The organism is Streptomyces sp. CB02400, assembly GCF_001905725.1.
In the GTDB taxonomy this organism is placed as follows: domain Bacteria; phylum Actinomycetota; class Actinomycetes; order Streptomycetales; family Streptomycetaceae; genus Streptomyces; species Streptomyces atrovirens.
Genome location: NZ_LIWB01000002.1, coordinates 54,812 through 72,705, shown reverse-complemented (window position 1 = coordinate 72,705; position 17,894 = coordinate 54,812). Strand labels below are relative to the sequence as shown.

General features: G+C 72.7%; 13 protein-coding genes and 1 other RNA gene. 4 read left to right on the top strand and 10 right to left on the bottom strand.

The genetic code is table 11. The annotated features are described in order from the left end of the window. Window positions 1-296 precede the first annotated feature (296 nt). The gene (locus tag AMK33_RS05380; RefSeq protein WP_073931583.1) at window positions 297-1,265 is read right to left on the bottom strand and encodes a LysR family transcriptional regulator; all 969 of its coding nucleotides are present in this window, start codon (window positions 1,263-1,265) and stop codon (window positions 297-299) included. Window positions 1,266-1,348: 83 nt separating this feature from the next. Here AMK33_RS05380 and AMK33_RS05375 point away from each other — a divergent pair, with 83 nt between their 5' ends. Together AMK33_RS05375 and AMK33_RS05370 are read left to right on the top strand one after the other, a co-directional pair. Next, window positions 1,349-2,695, top strand: a complete 1,347-nt coding sequence (locus AMK33_RS05375) for an MFS transporter (protein ID WP_073931582.1) — start codon at window positions 1,349-1,351, stop codon at window positions 2,693-2,695. A 90-nt stretch (window positions 2,696-2,785) separates the two neighbouring features. Then, window positions 2,786-3,796 (top strand): LacI family DNA-binding transcriptional regulator, encoded by a 1,011-nt coding sequence (locus AMK33_RS05370; RefSeq protein WP_073931581.1) that lies wholly within the window; start codon window positions 2,786-2,788, stop codon window positions 3,794-3,796. A 156-nt stretch (window positions 3,797-3,952) separates the two neighbouring features. Here the strand turns inward: AMK33_RS05370 and ssrA are convergent. The 5 genes from ssrA to ftsE form a co-directional block, all read right to left on the bottom strand. Continuing rightward, window positions 3,953-4,356: a transfer-messenger RNA gene (gene ssrA / locus AMK33_RS05365) on the bottom strand. 197 nt (window positions 4,357-4,553) lie between these two features. Beyond that, entirely contained in the window at window positions 4,554-5,033 is a 480-nt protein-coding gene (smpB, locus tag AMK33_RS05360; RefSeq protein ID WP_030834350.1) for an SsrA-binding protein SmpB, read from the bottom strand. A gap of 60 nt (window positions 5,034-5,093) precedes the next feature. Continuing rightward, window positions 5,094-6,254, bottom strand: a complete 1,161-nt coding sequence (locus tag AMK33_RS05355) for a S41 family peptidase (protein WP_079194759.1) — start codon at window positions 6,252-6,254, stop codon at window positions 5,094-5,096. Window positions 6,255-6,321: 67 nt separating this feature from the next. After that, window positions 6,322-7,239: a permease-like cell division protein FtsX gene (gene ftsX, locus AMK33_RS05350; protein ID WP_073931579.1), complete on the bottom strand. Its 918-nt coding sequence runs from the start codon at window positions 7,237-7,239 to the stop codon at window positions 6,322-6,324. A 29-nt stretch (window positions 7,240-7,268) separates the two neighbouring features. Beyond that, the gene (ftsE, locus tag AMK33_RS05345; RefSeq protein ID WP_030868506.1) at window positions 7,269-7,958 is read right to left on the bottom strand and encodes a cell division ATP-binding protein FtsE; all 690 of its coding nucleotides are present in this window, start codon (window positions 7,956-7,958) and stop codon (window positions 7,269-7,271) included. Window positions 7,959-8,267: 309 nt separating this feature from the next. Here ftsE and AMK33_RS05340 point away from each other — a divergent pair, with 309 nt between their 5' ends. Then, the gene (locus AMK33_RS05340; RefSeq protein WP_073932041.1) at window positions 8,268-8,459 is read left to right on the top strand and encodes a hypothetical protein; all 192 of its coding nucleotides are present in this window, start codon (window positions 8,268-8,270) and stop codon (window positions 8,457-8,459) included. Between the two features lie 97 nt (window positions 8,460-8,556). Here AMK33_RS05340 and AMK33_RS43660 read toward each other — a convergent pair whose 3' ends face one another. The 4 genes from AMK33_RS43660 to AMK33_RS05320 form a co-directional block, all read right to left on the bottom strand. Next, window positions 8,557-9,216, bottom strand: a complete 660-nt coding sequence (locus AMK33_RS43660) for an LPXTG cell wall anchor domain-containing protein (RefSeq protein ID WP_327378530.1) — start codon at window positions 9,214-9,216, stop codon at window positions 8,557-8,559. 319 nt (window positions 9,217-9,535) lie between these two features. After that, window positions 9,536-10,642 carry a peptide chain release factor 2 gene (prfB, locus tag AMK33_RS05330; RefSeq protein ID WP_073931578.1) on the bottom strand — a complete coding sequence of 369 codons (1,107 nt, stop codon included), beginning with the start codon at window positions 10,640-10,642 and terminating at the stop codon, window positions 9,536-9,538. A 228-nt stretch (window positions 10,643-10,870) separates the two neighbouring features. Beyond that, a complete protein-coding gene (locus AMK33_RS05325) occupies window positions 10,871-12,115 on the bottom strand; it encodes a serine/threonine-protein kinase (protein WP_073931577.1) in 1,245 nt (414 codons plus the stop codon). A 109-nt stretch (window positions 12,116-12,224) separates the two neighbouring features. Next, window positions 12,225-13,928, bottom strand: coding sequence for a serine/threonine-protein kinase (locus AMK33_RS05320; protein ID WP_073931576.1), 1,704 nt, complete (start codon window positions 13,926-13,928; stop codon window positions 12,225-12,227). Window positions 13,929-14,409: 481 nt separating this feature from the next. Here AMK33_RS05320 and AMK33_RS05315 point away from each other — a divergent pair, with 481 nt between their 5' ends. Next, the gene (locus AMK33_RS05315) at window positions 14,410-17,838 is read left to right on the top strand and encodes an FHA domain-containing protein (protein WP_073931575.1); all 3,429 of its coding nucleotides are present in this window, start codon (window positions 14,410-14,412) and stop codon (window positions 17,836-17,838) included. Window positions 17,839-17,894 lie beyond the last annotated feature (56 nt).

Sequence of the window (17,894 nt, the reverse complement as noted above, 5' to 3'; positions counted from 1 at the left end):
TCTCTCCCAGGGGGAGGACCCTCGTCTCACGCAGGTCCTCGTCCTCGGCGTTCCTGTCGAACGCCGACGCGCCCTCGGGCCGATCCGGTTGGGCGTCTTCTCGCCAATTCTCCACGCGCACGCACTTCCCCCCACAGGGCACTTACGGTGCGCACGTACGACCCGAGCACCCGTCGGCGGACCGGGCCCCCACCCGCTCCGAGCGCCCCGTTTATCACACCGTGCTCGGGGACCGAATGTAGCGTACGTGGAGGCCCTGTGTTCCCGCGGCAGTCGTTCGTGTCAGTAGTGAGACATCACCGGGCCGCCATCACGACAATATCCCGATCGGGCAGCCATCCCCCGTCCGGCCGCCGCAGCCAGCCCTCCTCGGCGGCGACGACGGCCGCCGCCCGCCGCAGGGCGTCCAGAGCGGGATGGATCATCCCTTTCCTCCACACCAGGGACACGGGTGACAACGGAACCGGATCCACGAGAGGGCGCAGCACCGTCGAGGGCAGTGGCGGAAAGTCGACCACGGCGAGGATCGGATGACGTGTTCTGGCCATGATCCGCTGGAACTCCTCCTCCCCGACGGCCAGCGGCGCGGGCGACGCGAGCGTGATCCCCCGCCCCTCGAACAGCGACCGCGCGAGGTCCGTCCACTCCGGTGTACGGGGGTTCCCGGCACCGGCGTAGACCGTCTCGCCGGCGAGTGCGGCGAGCGGCACCTCGGTCAGTGCGGCCAGCGGGTGGTCCTCGGGCAGGACGACCGCCATCGGCTCGTGGCGCACGGGCTGCTGGTCGAGTCCGGCCCGCAGTGCGGGGGCGAGGCCCGCGAACCGTCCGAACGACGCGTCGAGCCGCCCCGCGAGCAGTTCCCCCGCGGCCCCGGTCAGCCCGCTCTCGTAGCGGGCCATCAGTTCGTGGGCGGGGGCGAGTTCGCGGGCCCGGTGCAGTATCCGGCGCGGGGTGGCGAGGCCCGGCGAGTTGAGGTCCACCAGCAGGGGGCGGGCCTGTCCGGCGGCGGCGAGCAGGTCGTCCTGCGCCTGGAGCACCGCGCGGGCGTACGGCAGCAGGCGTTCGCCGTCGGCGGTCAGGGTCACCTGGCGGGTGGTCCGTACGAACAGCTCGCTGCCCAGGTCGCGTTCCAGCCGCCGTACGTCCCGGCTGAGCGCCTGCTGGGCGACGTAGAGGCGCGTGGCGGCCCGGGTGAAGTGCAGCTCCTCGGCGACGGTCACGAAGGCGCGCAGCAGGCGGGGGTCGAGGTGGGCGGGGGCGGCCATGACGTGAACTTACAACACAGGTGCGTCAATCGGTGCGGGGAAGGTGTTGGACCGGCCGTACGACCGCGGGCGACGGTGGTGTCATGCCTCAGCCGACCTCCCGGGCCACCCGGGACACTCCCCTGTTCGCGGTCACCGCCGACACCCTGGTCGCCGTCGACTTCGGCCCGCGCGGGCGGAACGGGCCCAGCGCGAAGGGCCCGTACCGCCGCCCCAAGGGCCCGTACCGCCGTCTCTTCGCACTGCCCGGCACCCGCGCGTTCACCGCCGGGAACCTGATCGCGCGGCTGCCGATGGGCATGTTCAGCGTGAGCGCGGTCGTGATGATCGCCGGGACGCGGGACTCGTACGCCCTGGCCGGCGCCGTCACCGCGACGGGCCTGGCGGCGACGGCGGTGGTCGCGCCGTGGACCGCGCGCCTGGTCGACCGGTACGGACAGGCCCGTGTCGCCCTGCCGGCCACGGTGTTCGCCGTACTCGGCTCCCTCGCGCTGCTGCTCTGCGTGCGGCACGGCGCCCCGGACTGGACCCTGTTCGCCTCCTACGCCGCCACCGCCACCACCCCCAACACCGGCGGGATGTCGCGGGCCCGCTGGGCGCACCTGCTGAAGGGGGACGCCGAGGCCCTGCACACCGCGAACTCCTTCGAACAGGCCGCCGACGAACTGTGCTTCATGCTCGGCCCGGTGCTCGCGGCCTTCCTGTGCGGGACGTTCTTCCCGGAGGCGGGCACGCTCGTGGGTGCCGTACTGCTGCTGACGGGCACCGTTCTGTTCACCGCCCAGCGGTCGACCGAGCCGCCGGCCGCACGGCGCTCCTCCGCGCGGGCGCCGTTCCGGTCGCCCGGCATGCGGCCGCTGCTGGTGGTCTGTCTCGCGACGGGCGCGGTGTTCGGCTCGCTGGAGGTCGTCACCCTCGCGTTCGCGGACGAGCGGGGGCACCGCGCGGCGTCCGGCGCCGTGCTCGCGCTCCAGGCGGCCGGTTCCTGTGCGGCGGGGCTGCTGTACGGGGCGATACGCCCGGCGGGGTCCGCGCGGTCCCGGCTGCCGTGGTGCCTGGCCGCGATGGCCGCGCTGATGACCCTGCCGCTGCTCGCGGCCGGGCTCACCGGCTCGCTGGTGCTGCTGGCGGGGGCGCTGCTGGTCGCCGGGATGGCGACCGCCCCCACCATGGTCACCACCATGACCCTGGTCCAGCGGTACACGCCCGAGGACCGGCTGAACGAGGGCATGACGCTCGCGGTGACCGGCCTGCTCGGCGGGATCGCCTGCGGCAGCGCGGCGGGCGGCTGGACGGTGGAGCACGTCTCGGCGACGGCCGGGTACGGCGTGCCGGTGGCGGCGGCCGCGATCGCCCTTCTCGTGGCCCTCTGCACCTCTGTCCTGTTCGGGCCGTCGAACCGCTCCACCGATTCCCTCCCGACCCATTGACGGGCACAGGTCCCGCACATACCTTCACCCGTCGAAGCGCTTCGAAACCGCTTTCTGCATCCCCACGGACCGTGCAGATGAGGACCCCCGATGGTGAAGATCACGGATGTGGCCCGGCGCGCCGGGGTCTCCCCCAGTACGGTCTCGTACGCGCTCAGCGGCAAGCGTCCGATCTCCGACGCGACCCGGCTCCGGGTGCAGGCGGCCGTCCGCGAACTGGGCTACCGCGCGGACGGCGGTGGCCGGGGCGCGGCCGGCCACCGGTCGAAGGTGCTGGCCCTGGCGGTCCCGATGCGCTCCGGCGTCCACGTGCCGGTGGTCACGCAGTTCGCGGTGTCGGTGGTCACCGCCGCCCGCGCCCACGACCACGACGTGCTGATGCTCACCCAGGGCGAGGGCGAGGAGGGCATCGGGCGCGTCGCGGACACCCGGCTGGCGGACGGGGTGATCGTGATGGACGTACAGCTCCAGGACTCCCGGCTGCCGCTGCTGCGCGCGGGGTCCTTGCCGTCCGTGCTGATCGGCGTGCCCGCCGAGCCGGACGGGCTGACCTGTGTCGACCTGGACTTCCGGGCGGCCGGTGAGCTGTGTGTGGACCATCTGGCGCGGCTCGGGCACCGGGTGGTGGCGCTGGTCGGCTCGCCGCCGGAGGTGTACGTGCGGCGGACCGCGTTCGCGCGGCGGCTGGTGGAGGGCTTCACGGCTGCCGCCGACCGGCACCGGCTCACCTCGGCCGTGCATCCGTGCGGGGCCGGCCGTGACGCCGCCCGCGCGATCGCCGAGCGGCTGGTGCGCGAGCTGCCGGCGCTGACGGGGGTGGTCGTGCACAACGAACCGCTGATCGATCCGCTGATCGACGCCTTCGAGCGGCTGGGGCTGAGCGTCCCCGGCGATCTGTCCCTGACCGCCGTCTGCCCGTCCCCCGTCGCCGCGTCGGCCCGCGTCCCGGTCACCTCGGTCGCCGTGCCGTCGGCGGAGCTGGGCACCCGCGCGGTGCACCTGCTCGTACGGAAGCTGTCCGGTCTCCCCGTACCGGGGACCACCCTGCTGCCGCCCCGGCTGACGGAACGGGCGAGCACGGTACCGCGCGGGACGGCATGACGACCGGGGCGGCCCCGGCCCGGTCCCGGGCCTCTCCGGCCGCTCCGGATCTCCTCGGGTCTCTCTGGGTCTCCCGGGCCTCCCCAGGCTTCTTCCCGAAGCCGCATGACAAAGGCCCCGCCGCTCGAAGCGACGGGGCCTGTGCCCACATGGGATGAGTGGAGATGGCGGGAATCGAACCCGCGTCCAACGGTGCGGAACCAGGGCTTCTCCGTGTGCAGTCGGCTGTGCTTTTCTCGGCCCCGGAGATCACGCCGACAAGTCTCCGACGGGCCCAGTCACTGTGTGGTTTCCCTCTTCACCCCGTGACCGGGATCAAGGTTTAGTTCCCTAGCTGATGCCAGGATCCGGGTCGGGAACATCCCCGGGCTGACACTCCCTTAAGTAGGGGAGCCGCTGCTCGCTACCTGAAGATCAGGCAGCGAGGGCGAGCTCGCCCTGGGAGACAGATCGCTTGGAATTGGCGATTATTTTTTTCGGCCTGTGGTTTACGAGATCATGGCCGCTTCCTCGACACGCTTCCCCTGCTTCGACAGCCGCTGTCGAAACCGATCATCCCCATGTTGTTTTTTCAAGCCCCCGAGAGGGGCACGCACCCGCTATGAGGTGCTTGCGCCATCGTACGTGACCAACGCCCGACGATGCCACTGTATTCCCGGCGGTCGTCCCGCCGTTTCCAGCGGTCCTTCCGCCGTTTCCGGTGGTCGTCCCGCCTTCGTACCGGGTTCAACGCCACCCGGGTCCGGGATGTTCCCGCTCAGGCCCGCTGCTTCCTGCGGACCGCCGAGATCGCCCGCTCGGTCTCGCGCCGGTCCTGCTTCTCCCGGAGCGTCTGCCGCTTGTCGTACTCCTTCTTGCCCTTGGCCAGCGCGATCTCGACCTTCGCGCGGCCGTCCTTGAAGTACAGGGCGAGCGGCACGATGGTGTGGCCCGTCTCCTGGGACTTGGACTCCAGCTTGTCGATCTCCTCGCGGTGCAGCAGCAGCTTGCGCTTGCGCCGCGCGCTGTGGTTGGTCCAGGTGCCCTGGCTGTACTCCGGGACGTGCACGTTGTGCAGCCACGCCTCGTTGCCGTCGAGCTGGACGAAGCCGTCCACCAGCGACGCCCGTCCCTGGCGCAGGGACTTCACCTCGGTGCCGGTGAGGACCAGGCCGGCCTCGTAGGTGTCGATGATGAGGTAGTCGTGCCGCGCCTTCTTGTTCTGCGCGATCAGCTTGCGCCCTTTTTCCTTAGCCATAGTGCCGCCCATTTTCGCACTACGGAGGGGGTCGGCGGGAAGCCGATTATCGACGGTGCCCTACCGGCCGAGTCCGCTGAGGACCGTCTCGGCCCGCTGGAGCGCCTCTTCGTCGGCCTCCACGTCGGGGGTGAGGCCGTGGCCGTCGACGCCGCGGCCGGAGGGGGTGCGGTAGTGGCCGACGGTCAGCTCGGCGACGGAGCCGTCGGGCAGCGGGGTCGGCATCTGGACCGAGCCCTTGCCGAAGGTGCGGGAGCCCACGACGACCGCCCGTCCGCGGTCCTGCAGGGCGCCGGTGAGGAGTTCGGCCGCGCTCATCGTGCCGCCGTCGACGAGCGCGACCAGGGGTCTGGTGGTGTCGCCGCCGGGCTCGGCGTGCAGGGCGCGCTGCTCGCCCTCGACGTCGTACGTGGCGACCAGGCCGCCGTCGAGGAAGGCGGAGGCGGCGGTGACCGCCTCGGCGACCAGACCGCCGGAGTTGCCGCGCAGGTCGAGGACGATGCCGGCGCCGGCGGGAGCCTGCCGTACGGCGGCGCGGACCTCGTCGCCCGATCCCTTGGTGAAGGCGCCGACCTTGACGACGGTCGCCCCGGAGGCGAGCTCGCGGACGGTGACGGTGTCCCGGGACAGCCTGGCGCGGCGCACGGTCTCGTGCCACGCGCGCGTGCCGCGTTCCAGACCGAGCCGGACGGTGGTGCCGGCGGACTCGCCGGTGGTCTCGCCGCGCAGTAAGGAGACGACCTCCGTGACGGGCCGGCCGTCGACCTTCTCCCCGTCGACGCTGCGCAAACGGTCGCCCGCGCGGATCCCGGCGTCGGCGGCGGGCGTGTCGTCGCCCACCTTCGTCACCTCGATACGGCCCTCCCGCTCGCGGGCCCACAGGCCGACGCCGGTGTACCGGCCGTCCAGGGCCTCCTTGAACTCCTCGTACTCACCCGGGGAGTAGACGGCGGCCCAACGGTCCCCGCTGCGGCTGACGGCGCGCTGGGCGGCCTCCATGGGAGAGGTGCCGTCGGCGGCGGCCTCCTCGGCCGCCCTGGTGACGTCGGCCTGGTGGCCGACGGGAGCGGCCGGAGGGGCCTCCTCCGCCGTGGCCCTGCCGTCGGCCTCGGGGAGGTTGCCCGTGGCCGCGCCGGCGACGAGCACGCTCGCGAACACCAAGGTCAGGGCGGCCCCACGGCGGATGCGGCGGGGCTGACAGAACAGGGCACGACCTGACATGCCGGTGAGTCTAGGACAACGCGAAGGGGCGCACGGCCGGTTGGCCGTACGCCCCTCTTGGCAAGAGTCACACCTTGAGATACTTGCGCAGCGCGAAGAACGCGGCCAACGCCGGCATCAGCAGACTGGTCGCGAGGATCAGCGGGAGCTTCGTCAGTACGGCGTCCCAGCCGATGAAGTTGATCAGATTCAGCTTCTCCGACAGGGCCAGTCCGTTGTCGATGATGAAGTACCGGCCGACCACCAGGAACCCGCACGCGAGCATGCCGCCGATGAGTCCGGCGACCGCGGCCTCCATGATGAACGGCGTCTGGATGTAGAAGCCGGAGGCGCCGACCAGCCGCATGATGCCGGTCTCGCGGCGGCGGCTGAACGCGGAGACGCGCACCGTGTTCACGATCAGCATCAGGGCGACGACCAGCATGAGCGCCATCATCGCGAGGGCGGCGATGTTCATGCCCTCCAACAGCCCGAAGAGGTTGTCCAGGATGCCCTTCTGGTCCTGCACCGACTGCACGCCGTCCCGCCCGTCGAAGGCGGTCGCGATGACCTGGTACTTCTCCGGGTCCTTCAGCTTGATGCGGTACGACTCCTGCATCTGGTCCGGCGTCAGGGAGCTGGCCAGCGGGGAGTCGCCGAACTGCTCCTTGTAGTGCTTGTACGCCTCGTCCTGCGACTCGTACGTCACGTTGTCGACGACCGACATCTTCTCCAGGTCGGTCTTGATCTGACCCTTCTGGTCGTCGGTCACCGCGCCCTTGGCGCAGTTGGGGTCGGACTCGGCGTCACTCTTGTTGCACAGGAAGATGGAGACGTTGACCTTGTCGTACCAGTAGCCCTTCATGGTGTTCACCTGATCGTTCATCAGGAGCGACCCACCGAACAGGGCCAGCGACAGGGCGACGGAGACGACGACGGCGAAGGTCATCGTCAGGTTGCGGCGGAGACCGACGCCGATCTCCGACAGGACGAACTGGGCGCGCATGGCGTCTGATCAAGCCTTTCCGTGGAGCGTCAGTGCTGGTAGCCGTAGACGCCGCGTGCCTGGTCGCGGACGAGACGGCCCTTCTCCAGCTCGATGACGCGCTTGCGCATCTGGTCCACGATGTTCTGGTCGTGCGTCGCCATCACCACGGTGGTGCCCGTCCGGTTGATGCGATCGAGCAGCTTCATGATGCCGACGGAGGTCTGCGGGTCGAGGTTGCCGGTGGGCTCGTCGCAGATGAGCAGCTTGGGCCGGTTGACGAAGGCCCGCGCGATGGCGACGCGCTGCTGCTCACCGCCGGAGAGCTCGCCGGGCATCCGCTCCTCCTTGCCGCCGAGCCCGACGAGGTCGAGCACCTGCGGCACGGACTTGCGGATCTCACCGCGCGACTTGCCGATCACCTCCTGCGCGAAGGCGACGTTCTCGGCGACCGTCTTGTTCGGCAGCAGACGGAAGTCCTGGAACACGGTCCCCAGCTGGCGCCGGATCTGCGGCACCTTCCAGTTGGAGACGCGGGCGAGATCCTTGCCCAGGACGTGCACCTGTCCGTGGCTGGCCCGCTCCTCGCGGAGGATCAGCCGCAGGAAGGTGGACTTTCCGGAGCCGGAGGACCCCACGAGGAACACGAACTCGCCCTTCTCCACTTCCAGGGAGACATCCCTGAGTGCGGGGCGGTTCTGCTTGGGGTAGGCCTTGGACACGTTGTCGAATCGGATCACGGATGCACCACGGTTAGCCGGGGGTAGATGAGCGTGACCATACGCGAACCGGGCAGGCGTGCGCAGGCACCGGAGCCGTTGTGCAGGACTTACGCCCTTTTGTTCCAGTGCCGGGCGAGGACAGCACCCCCAGGGGCGCGGGGAACTGCGCGACCAGCCCCCACGGCGCCGCAGCCGCGAAATCCCCCGGAACCACCCCTCTGAGAGCGACCCGGCGCAGCTTCCGCAGGAACCTGGCACAGTGGAAGGGGAACGTTCGCGAGAAGGTGGGCGTTGTTCATCTGGAACCGGTGCGAGGAGGGCGAGCGCATGACGTACGACCGGCTGGTGTGCGCGAACTGCGCCGCGCCCGTGAGCGAGGGCCGGTGCCCGGTGTGCCGTGCGAACCGCGAGCGGCTGCAGCAGGAGAACTTCTTCGCGGGGCTGAACCCCATGACGCTGATCGCGCTGCTGGCGGTGCTGGTCGCGGCGGTGGCGCTGCTCGCCCACCAGACCGTCTGACGCCGGTCACACAGACATAAGCGAGGGCCCGGAGCGCGGTTGCGCTCCGGGCCCTCGCCCTACGTCATGCGTACGGTGCGTACGCGCGCGGCCACCGTCAGGCGGCGGCGCCGCCGCGGCCGGACATCATGCGCGGCAGCACCCGGAAGCCGATACCGCCGGCGATCATCGTGGCGGCACCGATCAGCAGGAACGTGGTCTCGGCGGCACCGGTCTCGGCGAGCTCCTTGCCGTCGCCACCCTGGGCCGAGGTGGCGTCGTCGCCGGTGTCGGTGAGGGCCGAGGAGCCCTGGTCCTGCGGAGAGGCGTTGTTGCCGCCGTCCGGGGTGGTACCGGTGTTGTCGTCACCGTCGCCGCCCGTACCCGGGGTGGTCGGGTCGTCGGTGGGCTCCTCTACGGGGTTCTCGTCATCGTCCCCGGGAGTGTCCGGGGTGTCAGGCGTGTCCGGCGTGTCCGGGGTATCCGGCGTGTCCGGCGTGTCCGGGGTGTCCGGCGTGTCCGGGGTGTCCGGCGTGTCCGGGGTATCCGGGGTATCCGGGGTGTCAGGCGTGTCCGGGGTGTCAGGGGTATCCGGGGTGTCAGGCGTGTCCGGGGTGTCCGGGGTGTCCGGGGTGTCAGGCGTGTCCTCCACGCACTCCGGGTCGACCACGAGGTCACAGGTGGGGTTCTCGTCGGCCTGGGCGACACTCGCCACCGCCAGCGACGCACCCGCGGCGACCATGGCGCCGGCTGCGATGCGCGCGATGCGAATCCGCATCTTGTTCGTCATATGTGTGCTACCCCCAGTAGCTGATCGTCAATGAGGCCGCGCTCGGGGCGGTGATCAACGGGGGTAACTGCGATGAAACGCCCCCCGGTTCACATGCGCCCCAGAGATACGCATGCCACGCTTCACCCTTCCCATTTTCCAAAAGAACGTCAAGGCCGTTGCGTACGCGATGTCCGCCTACGCGCGCTTTGCGGGAAAACGAAACTGTGAGTGTGATGTAAATCCCGGATGTCACCGGACGAAAAAGGCAACTGCCGTCCAAGTGACGGCAGTTGCCTTGTCGACAAATCGGCGTTCGCGCCGGAGGTTACTTCTCCTGCTGCTTGCGCCAGCGAATTCCGGCCTCCAGGAAGCCGTCGATCTCGCCGTTGAACACGGACTCCGGGTTGCCGACCTCGTGCTCCGTGCGCAGGTCCTTGACCATCTGGTACGGGTGCAGCACGTACGAACGCATCTGGTTGCCCCAGGAGTTGCCGCCGTCGCCCTTGAGGGCGTCCATCTTGGCCTGCTCCTCCTGACGGCGCCGCTCCAGGAGCTTGGCCTGGAGGACGTTCATCGCGGTGGCCTTGTTCTGGATCTGGGAGCGCTCGTTCTGGCAGGAGACCACGATGCCGGTGGGGAGGTGGGTGAGGCGCACCGCGGAGTCGGTGGTGTTCACGCCCTGGCCGCCGGGGCCGGACGAGCGGTACACGTCCACCCGCAGCTCGGACTCGTCGATCTCGATGTGGTCGGTCTGCTCGACCACGGGGAGGATCTCGACGCCGGCGAAGGAGGTCTGGCGGCGGCCCTGGTTGTCGAAGGGCGAGATGCGCACCAGGCGGTGCGTGCCCTGCTCGACGGAGAGGGTGCCGTAGGCGTAGGGCGCCTGGACGGAGAAGGTGGTCGACTTGATGCCGGCCTCCTCCGCGTACGACGTCTCGATCAGCTCGGTCTTGTAGCCGTGCTGCTCGGCCCAGCGCAGGTACATGCGCTGGAGCTTCTCGGCGAAGTCTGCGGCGTCGACGCCACCGGCCTCCGCGCGGATGTTGACGAGCGCCTCGCGGGAGTCGTACTCGCCGCTGAGCAGCGTCCGGACCTCCATCTCGTCCAGCGCCTTCCTGACGGACTCGAGCTCGGACTCGGCCTCCGCGCGGGTGTCCGGGTCGTCCTCCTCCTCGGCCATCTCGAAGAGCACGGAGAGATCGTCGATCCGGCCCCGGAGCGCCTCGGCCTTCCGCACCTCGGCCTGGAGGTGGGAGAGCTTGCTGGTGATCTTCTGCGCCTCGTCCGGGTTGTCCCACAGGGACGGCGCGGCCGCCTGCTCCTCGAGCACGGCGATGTCTGCCCTCAGCTTGTCGAGGTCCAGGACGGCCTCGATCGACTCCATGGTCGAGGAGAGGGACTTGAGCTCTTCGGATACGTCGACGACTGCCACGCCCTCCAGCGTAACGGCTCCGCGCGCCGGCCCACGCAGGGTGGCGGGGCCGGGGCGGGGCATTACCTGGACCGGGCCCGTCGGGGCGGGGGCTTCTGGGCGTGGGGCGGTCGTTTGTTTCGCCCCCGCCGCCCCTTCCCGTCCCTGGGGGCTTCGCCCCCGGACCCCCTTCGCGCCCACGCGGCGGAGCCGCATGTCGACACAGCCCCGCGCCCCTGAAGGGGAGGGTCAGGGGTTGGCCGGGGCTGAGTTCTGGGTGTCCTGGGGTGGGGTCGTGTCGTCTTCCGTCGTGGCCAGCCAGGTGCCTACGCCTGCCGCCACCAGGATCACCGCCGCCACCGCCAGGGTGAGCCGGCGGCGGCGGGTGATCGCGCGGTTGCGGGCGGAGCCCGGGCGGCGGGCGCCTGTCGCGCGGGGGGCGCGGGCCGTGCCCCGGGCGCCGCCGGCCAGCTCGTCGGGGGCCGGCACCCTCATCGACGTATGCGTGTCGCGGTTGGAGTCGGCCGGTTTCGCGCCCGGTACCAGCGGGACCGCGCCGCGGCGCCGCACCGGCTCTCCGGCGGCCGGGGCGGGCCCGGAGGGCTGGAGCTCCTCGCCCTCCTCCTCCGCGGGCTCGGTGTCCGGCTCGTCCACGTCCAGCGGCGGCATCCCCGTCAGCATCGGCAGCAGCTCCCGCAGCCGCGCGCCCAGCTCGGAGGCGCGCAGCCGGGACGCCGGGGCCTTCGCCAGGCACTGCACCAGAAGCTGCCACAGCTCGTCCGGGATGCCGGGGAGGGGGACGACCGTCTCCGTGACGTGGCGGCGCAGGACCGCGCCCGGGTGGCCGCCGCCGAACGGCGTGAAGCCGGCGAGCAGCTCGTACAGGACCGTGGCCAGCGCGTAGATGTCGACCGACGCGCGCGGGGGCAGGCCCTCGACGATCTCCGGGGCCAGGTAGTCGGGCGTTCCGATGATCTTCGTGGCGCGGGTGCGGCGCGGGGTGTCGATGAGTTTCGCCACGCCGAAGTCGGTGAGCAGGGCGCGGTGGGAGCCGCCGGGGCCGAGCGGGCCCTGCATGTCGAGCAGTACGTTCTCCGGCTTCACGTCCCGGTGCACGACCCCGGCCGCGTGGGCCGCCGCCAGGCCGTCGGCGACGTCGGCGACGATCGCCACGGCGGCCTCGGGGGCCAGCCTGCGTTCCCGGTCGAGGCGGGTGCGCAGGTCCGTGCCCCGGACGAGGTCCATGACGAGGGCGAGATCGTTGCCGTCGACCACCAGGTCGCGTACGGAGACGACGTGCGGGTGCTCCAGACCGAGCAGCGCCGTCCGCTCCTGCACGAAGCGGCCGACGAGCTCCTGGTCCGAGGAGAGATCCTCACGCAGCAGCTTGATGGCGACGGGCCCGTCGGGGCCCTCGCCCAGCCACACCGTGCCGGCGCTGCCCCGCCCGAGGATCTGGTGGGCGGTGTACCGGCTGCCGATTCTCCGTGCCAAGACTGCTCCTACCGACGCGTGTTGTCGCTAAAACTACGCGTCCGGGGCGCCGGCCTTCACGGCGGATCCGGAAATCAGCCTTCAGATGTCGACAAATCAGCAAACAGGCTCAGTTCGTCCCGGAGGGCACCGAGGGCTCGTCGGAGCCGCCCAGGTCCTCGATCCAGCCCGTCACCGAGCCGAACCAGTCGCTGAGCTGGTCCCAGTAGCCCTTGCCGGTGCCGATCCAGTCCTGGAGCGGGCTCAGCTCCCAGATCAGCCAGCTCGCGACGAACAGGATGAGGATCGTGAACAGGCAGCCCTTCAGACAGCCCAGGCCGGGGATGCGCATCGGGTTGGCGCCGCGCTGCCGGGGCTGCCGGGGCTCCCGGACCGGACGCTGCGGCTCCGGCGGCGGGGGCGGGGGTGCGTACCGCTGCGGCTGGGGCTGGGGCTGCTGCCGGCGCTGCGGCTCCGGCGGCGGGGCGTACTGCTGCGGCGGGGGCTGCTGCGGGTAGCCGTACCCCGGGCCGGGCCGCTGCTGGGGCTGCGGGCGCCGCTGCTGCGGCTGCGGCGGCTGCTGCTGCTGGGGCCGGGCGACCTGCCGCTGGGGGCGGCGGCGCAGCGGGTCCTCGCTCGGGTCGAGGTACTGGACCTGGGTCTGCTCGTTGCGGTCACGGGCCGCGCGGAGCTGGTTCTGCCAGGGGTGCGGGTCCTCCGGGCCGGCTCCGGGGCCGCCGGGCTGCCCCGGCTGTCCGGGCGGTACGGGGGGCATGACGGCCGTGGGGTCGGCGGCGCCCGCCGGGCCGCCGGTCTGCGGCAGGACGCTGGTCGCGCCGTTGGGGTCGTAGGCGCTCGCGCCGTGCGGCAGCACCTGCGTCGGGTCGGCGTCCCCGCCGGGCGCGCCGGGTACGGGCGCGGGCGCCGGGTCCGGGGCGAGGAGCGCGCCGACGTTCTCGGCGGCGGCGATCTGCGCGGAGTTCGCGTGCACGCCGATGCCGTCGGCGACGACGCGCAGGCCGCGCGCGAGGTTCTCGGCGCTGGGCCGCTGGTCGGGGTTCTTGCGCAGGCAGCGCTCGATGACCGTCCACAGCGGGTCGGGGACCGTGGAGGGGCGGCGCGGTTCGGCGCTCAGGTGCTGGTGCAGCACCTCCAGGGCGGAGCCGCCGGAGAACGGCGGGCGGCCGGTGACCAGCTCGTAGAGCAGGATGCCGGCGCCGTAGATGTCGACGGCGGAGGTCTGCGGGCGGCCCTCGGCGGACTCGGGCGCGATGTACGCGGGCGTGCCGACGAACTCGTGGGTGCGGGTGAGGCCCGGGGAGTCGGCGAGGCGGGCGATGCCGAAGTCGGTCAGCATCGGGTGCATCTCGCCGCCCTGCTGCTTGAGCAGGACGTTGGCGGGCTTCAGGTCGCGGTGCACCACGCCGTCGGCGTGGCTGGCGCCGAGCGCGTCGGCGATCTGCGCGGTCAGCAGGGCGGCGGCGACGGGGGTGAAGGGACCGTTCTCACGGAGGTGGCGGTGCAGGTCGGGGCCCTCGACGAGGTCCATGACCAGCGCCAGCAGATCGCCCTCGACGACCAGGTCGCGGACCCGGACGATGTTGGGGTGGGTGAGCCGGAGCAGGACGGAGCGCTCGCGGAGGAAGCGCGTCACGATGTCGGCGTCGTTGGCGAGCTCCTCCTTGAGGACCTTGATCGCGACGGTCTCGCCGGGCTGTCCGGGCACGGCCGCCTCGGCGCCCGCGGTCTCCCGCTGGCGGGCTCGCCAGACGGTCCCCGTGGCGCCGCGACCGAGCGGCTCCTCGAGGAGGTACTTGCTGCCAACCGGCCGCACGTCGCGCTCCCTGCTGCTTGCCTGGCGTACACCGTGGTCCACCGTGCTACGGAATGTTCCGACCCACTGTAGTGCCGCCACGCGGGATACCGGCTGGTCGTCTTCGACGTGATCTCACGGTGATCTCACGGTGGGTCTTACGTACCGGTTCCCGTCCGGGTTCGAAGGTCCTGAACGTTCCGAAGGAAAGACGCTCGACTCGGTCCGTTGGTTGCCGCATGCCGGACGTGACCGATCTCAAGCGGACTCTGAACGATCATTCGCTCCTCACCGGTCAGGCACTTTTACGGGCAGAGCCGACCAATCAAGATCATTTGCTGCCGGAGGGCGGGCGCGTTGTCGGTGGCAGGTGCGAGGATGCGTGCAGTACTGGCCGTACGTGCGCGTGTGGCGGTGGGGGAAGTCCGCGGTCGGGGGATCCGCGGGGCGGTGGTGTCCCCCCGCGTCGCGGGCGCCCGCGCAGAAGGGACCGCTGACGGCGATGCAGATCCGGCTGACCGTCGTAGACCCGCTGGGCCCCTCCTCCCCCGCGCGGGAGCGGGCCGCGAGCTGTGACGTGCTGGTCACGGCGCCCGCGGGCACGGCCCTGGCCGCGGTCGCCTCCGCGCTGGCCTCGGTGGTCTCCGGCGGTGACGGCTCGTCCGGCTCACCGGTGCTGTACGCCGGTGACCAGCGGCTCGACGCCCAGCGCTGCACGCTGGGCGAGCCGCCGCTGATCGACGGCGCGGTGCTGGCCGTGGGCGCCCCCGGCGAGCCCGAGCCGCATCCCGAGCTGGACGAGGCCCCGACCCGGCTGCACGTCGTCGCCGGTCCCGACGCGGGCGGGGTGCACCTGCTGCACGGCGGCGAGATCCGCATAGGCCGTTCCGCCGACGCCGACGTGCCGCTCGACGACCCGGACGTCTCCCGGCTGCACTGCGCCGTGACGGTCGCCCCGGACGGCGGCGTCTCGGTCGTCGACCTCGACTCCACCAACGGCACGACCCTGGACGGCCGGCGCGTGGGCCCCCGCCCGGTCCGCCTCGCCCCGGGCGCGCTCCTGCGCATCGGCGAGTCGGCCCTGCGCCTGACCCCGACGGCGGGTCCCCCCGCGCGAGCGGCCACGACACCGGACGGCGAGGGGCACGTACGGGTACCGCCCCCGGCCTGGCAGGCCGACGACGAGGACGCCCACGCACGCGTGGCGGCACCGACGGCACCCACCCACCACGCCCACGGCTCGGCCGGCTGGGCCGTGACGCCACCGGACGTACGGGAGGACGTACAGGGCGTACGGGAGACACCGGACACGACGCGGTGGGACGGTGCGGGCCAACCGCCGCGAGTGCCGGGACAGGGCCGCGCCCCCGGGATCGAGCGCACCGACCCCGCCCCCGGGGGGCGCACGGTACACACGGTCACCCGGGGAGACGTGCCCCACCTCCCCAAGGGCCGCCGCGTCTCGCGGTCGTCGCCCGCCGACGGGGACACGCACGCGGGGCGCTCCGGCGTGGGCGCGCGCGGTGCGGACCCCGACGCCGCCGCTCCCGAACGCGACGCCGCCGGGACGGCCGTCCCGGCGCCCGGCCGCCTCACCGGCCCGACCACCGGGCCCGCCACCGGCCACATGCCCACCGGGGCACCCTTCATTCCGCACGAGGAGTTCCCCGGCACCCGCAAGGGCACCCCCGTGCGCGGCACCGACCTCACCCGGCCGACGGGCGGGCGCAGGCGCGGTGGACTCACCGCCTGGGCACGGCGGCTGACCGGTGGACGGCAGGAACCGGAGGCCGCGTGGGCCACCCACGACGAGGAGGGCTCCGGTGGCGCACCCGACCCGGGCGCAACCGCCCCCGCCATGCCCGAGACCTGGCCGGACCCCGCCACGCTGCTGCTGACCGCGCTCGGCCCCGGCCCCCGGTTGTGGGAGCGCGGGCCGGGGCACCCGGAGGCGCTCGCGGTGCGGCTCGGCACGGCGGACCGGGCGGCGCCGGACGGCTCGGGCCTGCTGCCCGCCGTACCGGTGACCTCGGGGCTGCGTGAGGTCGGCGCGCTGGGACTGGCCGGCCCGCGTGAGCGGCTCGCCGGGCTGGCCCGCGCGGTACTCGCCCAGCTCGCCGCGCTGCACTCCCCCGACTCCCTGGAGATCGTCCTGATCGCCGCGGACCACTCCCGCCCCCTGGCGGAGCGCACCGCCGAGTGGTCCTGGCTGGGCTGGCTGCCGCACGTACGCCCGGGGCACGGCCAGGACTGCCGCCTGCTCCTCGCGCACGACCACGAACAGGCCACGGCCCGCGCCGAGGAACTGCTGCGCCGGCTGGCGGACCACGACCACGCGGCCCCCCGCATATCCGGCGGCGAAGGGCCGTACACCGTGGTCGTCGTGGACGGTGACCCCGGCGGCCCCGACGCGCGCGAGGCGGTGGCACGGCTGGCCCTGGAGGGGCCCCGGGCCGGGATCCACGTGGTGTGCCTCGCCGAGACGGCCGCCGCCTCCCCCGTGTCCCCGGTGACGGAGACGTACGAGGCGGCCTGCGCGGTGGCGCCGACGTTCCGGCGGTGCGGGGCCGTCGCCCTGCTCAGCGGGGACGTGGCGACCGCCCTGCGCCTGCTGCGGGTGGCCGGGACCGGCTCCGGTCGTCCCCCCGGCCCCGTCGGCCACGGCACCCTCGCCACGGTCGACGCGGTCTCCCCCGCCTGGGCCGAGCGGTTCGCGCGGGCGCTCGCGCCGCTGCGCACGGACGGCACCGGCGGGGAGCGGCACGCGCGCGTGTCGGCGCCGCTGCCCCGGTCGGCGCGGCTCCTCGACGAACTGGGCCTGGCCCGGGCCACCCCGGCCTCGCTGATGGCCCGCTGGGCGGACGCGGCCGACGACACCCAGGCGCTCGGCGGACGCGTCACCGCCATACTGGGCGCCGGTCCGCGCGGACCGGTCACCGCCGACCTCGCCGCCGACGGACCGCATCTGCTGGTCGAGGGGCCGTCCGGCAGCGGTCGTACGGAACTGCTGCGGGCGGTCGTCGCCTCGCTGGCCGCCGCCGAGCGTCCCGACCGGCTGGGCATCGTGCTGGTCGACGGCCGGGGTGTGCCCACGACGGGCGACGCGCCCGGCGAGGGCCTGCGTGTCTGTACGGACGTACCGCATGTCACCACGCATCTGTGCGCCAACGACCCGGTGCGGATGCGGGAGTTCGCGCAGTCCCTGAGCGCCGAGCTGAAGCGGCGCGCGGAGCTGCTGGGCCGGTCGGACTTCACGGAGTGGCACACCGGACGGGAGCTGTCGGACCGTATGGTCGCCCAGCGCACGGCGGTCGCGTCCCGCGCGGAGCAGAACGGGGACCTCGACACCCCGCCGAGTTCGACGCTGCGGCTGCGGCCGGGGGCGGACCGGCGCAAGACCGGGGCCGCGCCGCCGCTGCCCCGGCTGGTGGTGGTCGTGGACGATCTGGACGCGCTCGTGTCCCCGGCGCTCGGCTCGCCCGGGCGGCCCGCCGCCGGATCGGTGATGCGGGCGCTGGAGGCGGTGGCGCGGGACGGTGAGCGGCTGGGCGTGCATCTGGTGGTGGCCAGCGGGCCCTGCGACCGTACGGCGCAGAGCGAGCCGGTGCGGCAGGCGTCGCTGCGGGTCGCGCTCGACGCGGTGGTGTCGGGGGGCGGGCCGGAGGAGCCTGCGCCGGGGCGGGGGCGGGTGGTCCTGCCGGACGGGCGGGAGACGGCGTTCCAGGGGGGTCGGGTGACCGGTCGTATTCCGCGGACGGCGACTTTGCGGCCGACGGTCGTGCCTCTGGAGTGGCATCGGATGGGGGATCCGCCGGCTCGGCGGCAGGTTCGTGAGCTCGGTAACGGGCCCACCGATCTGGCTCTGCTCGCCAGTGCGTTGGAGCGGGCCGCGCGGCAGGTTGCTGCGGCGGAGGTGCCGTCGCTGCTCTGACGGGGCGGTCGGTTGTGCGGGTGCACGGGGTGAGGGCTGGGCGGGGGTGTTCGCGC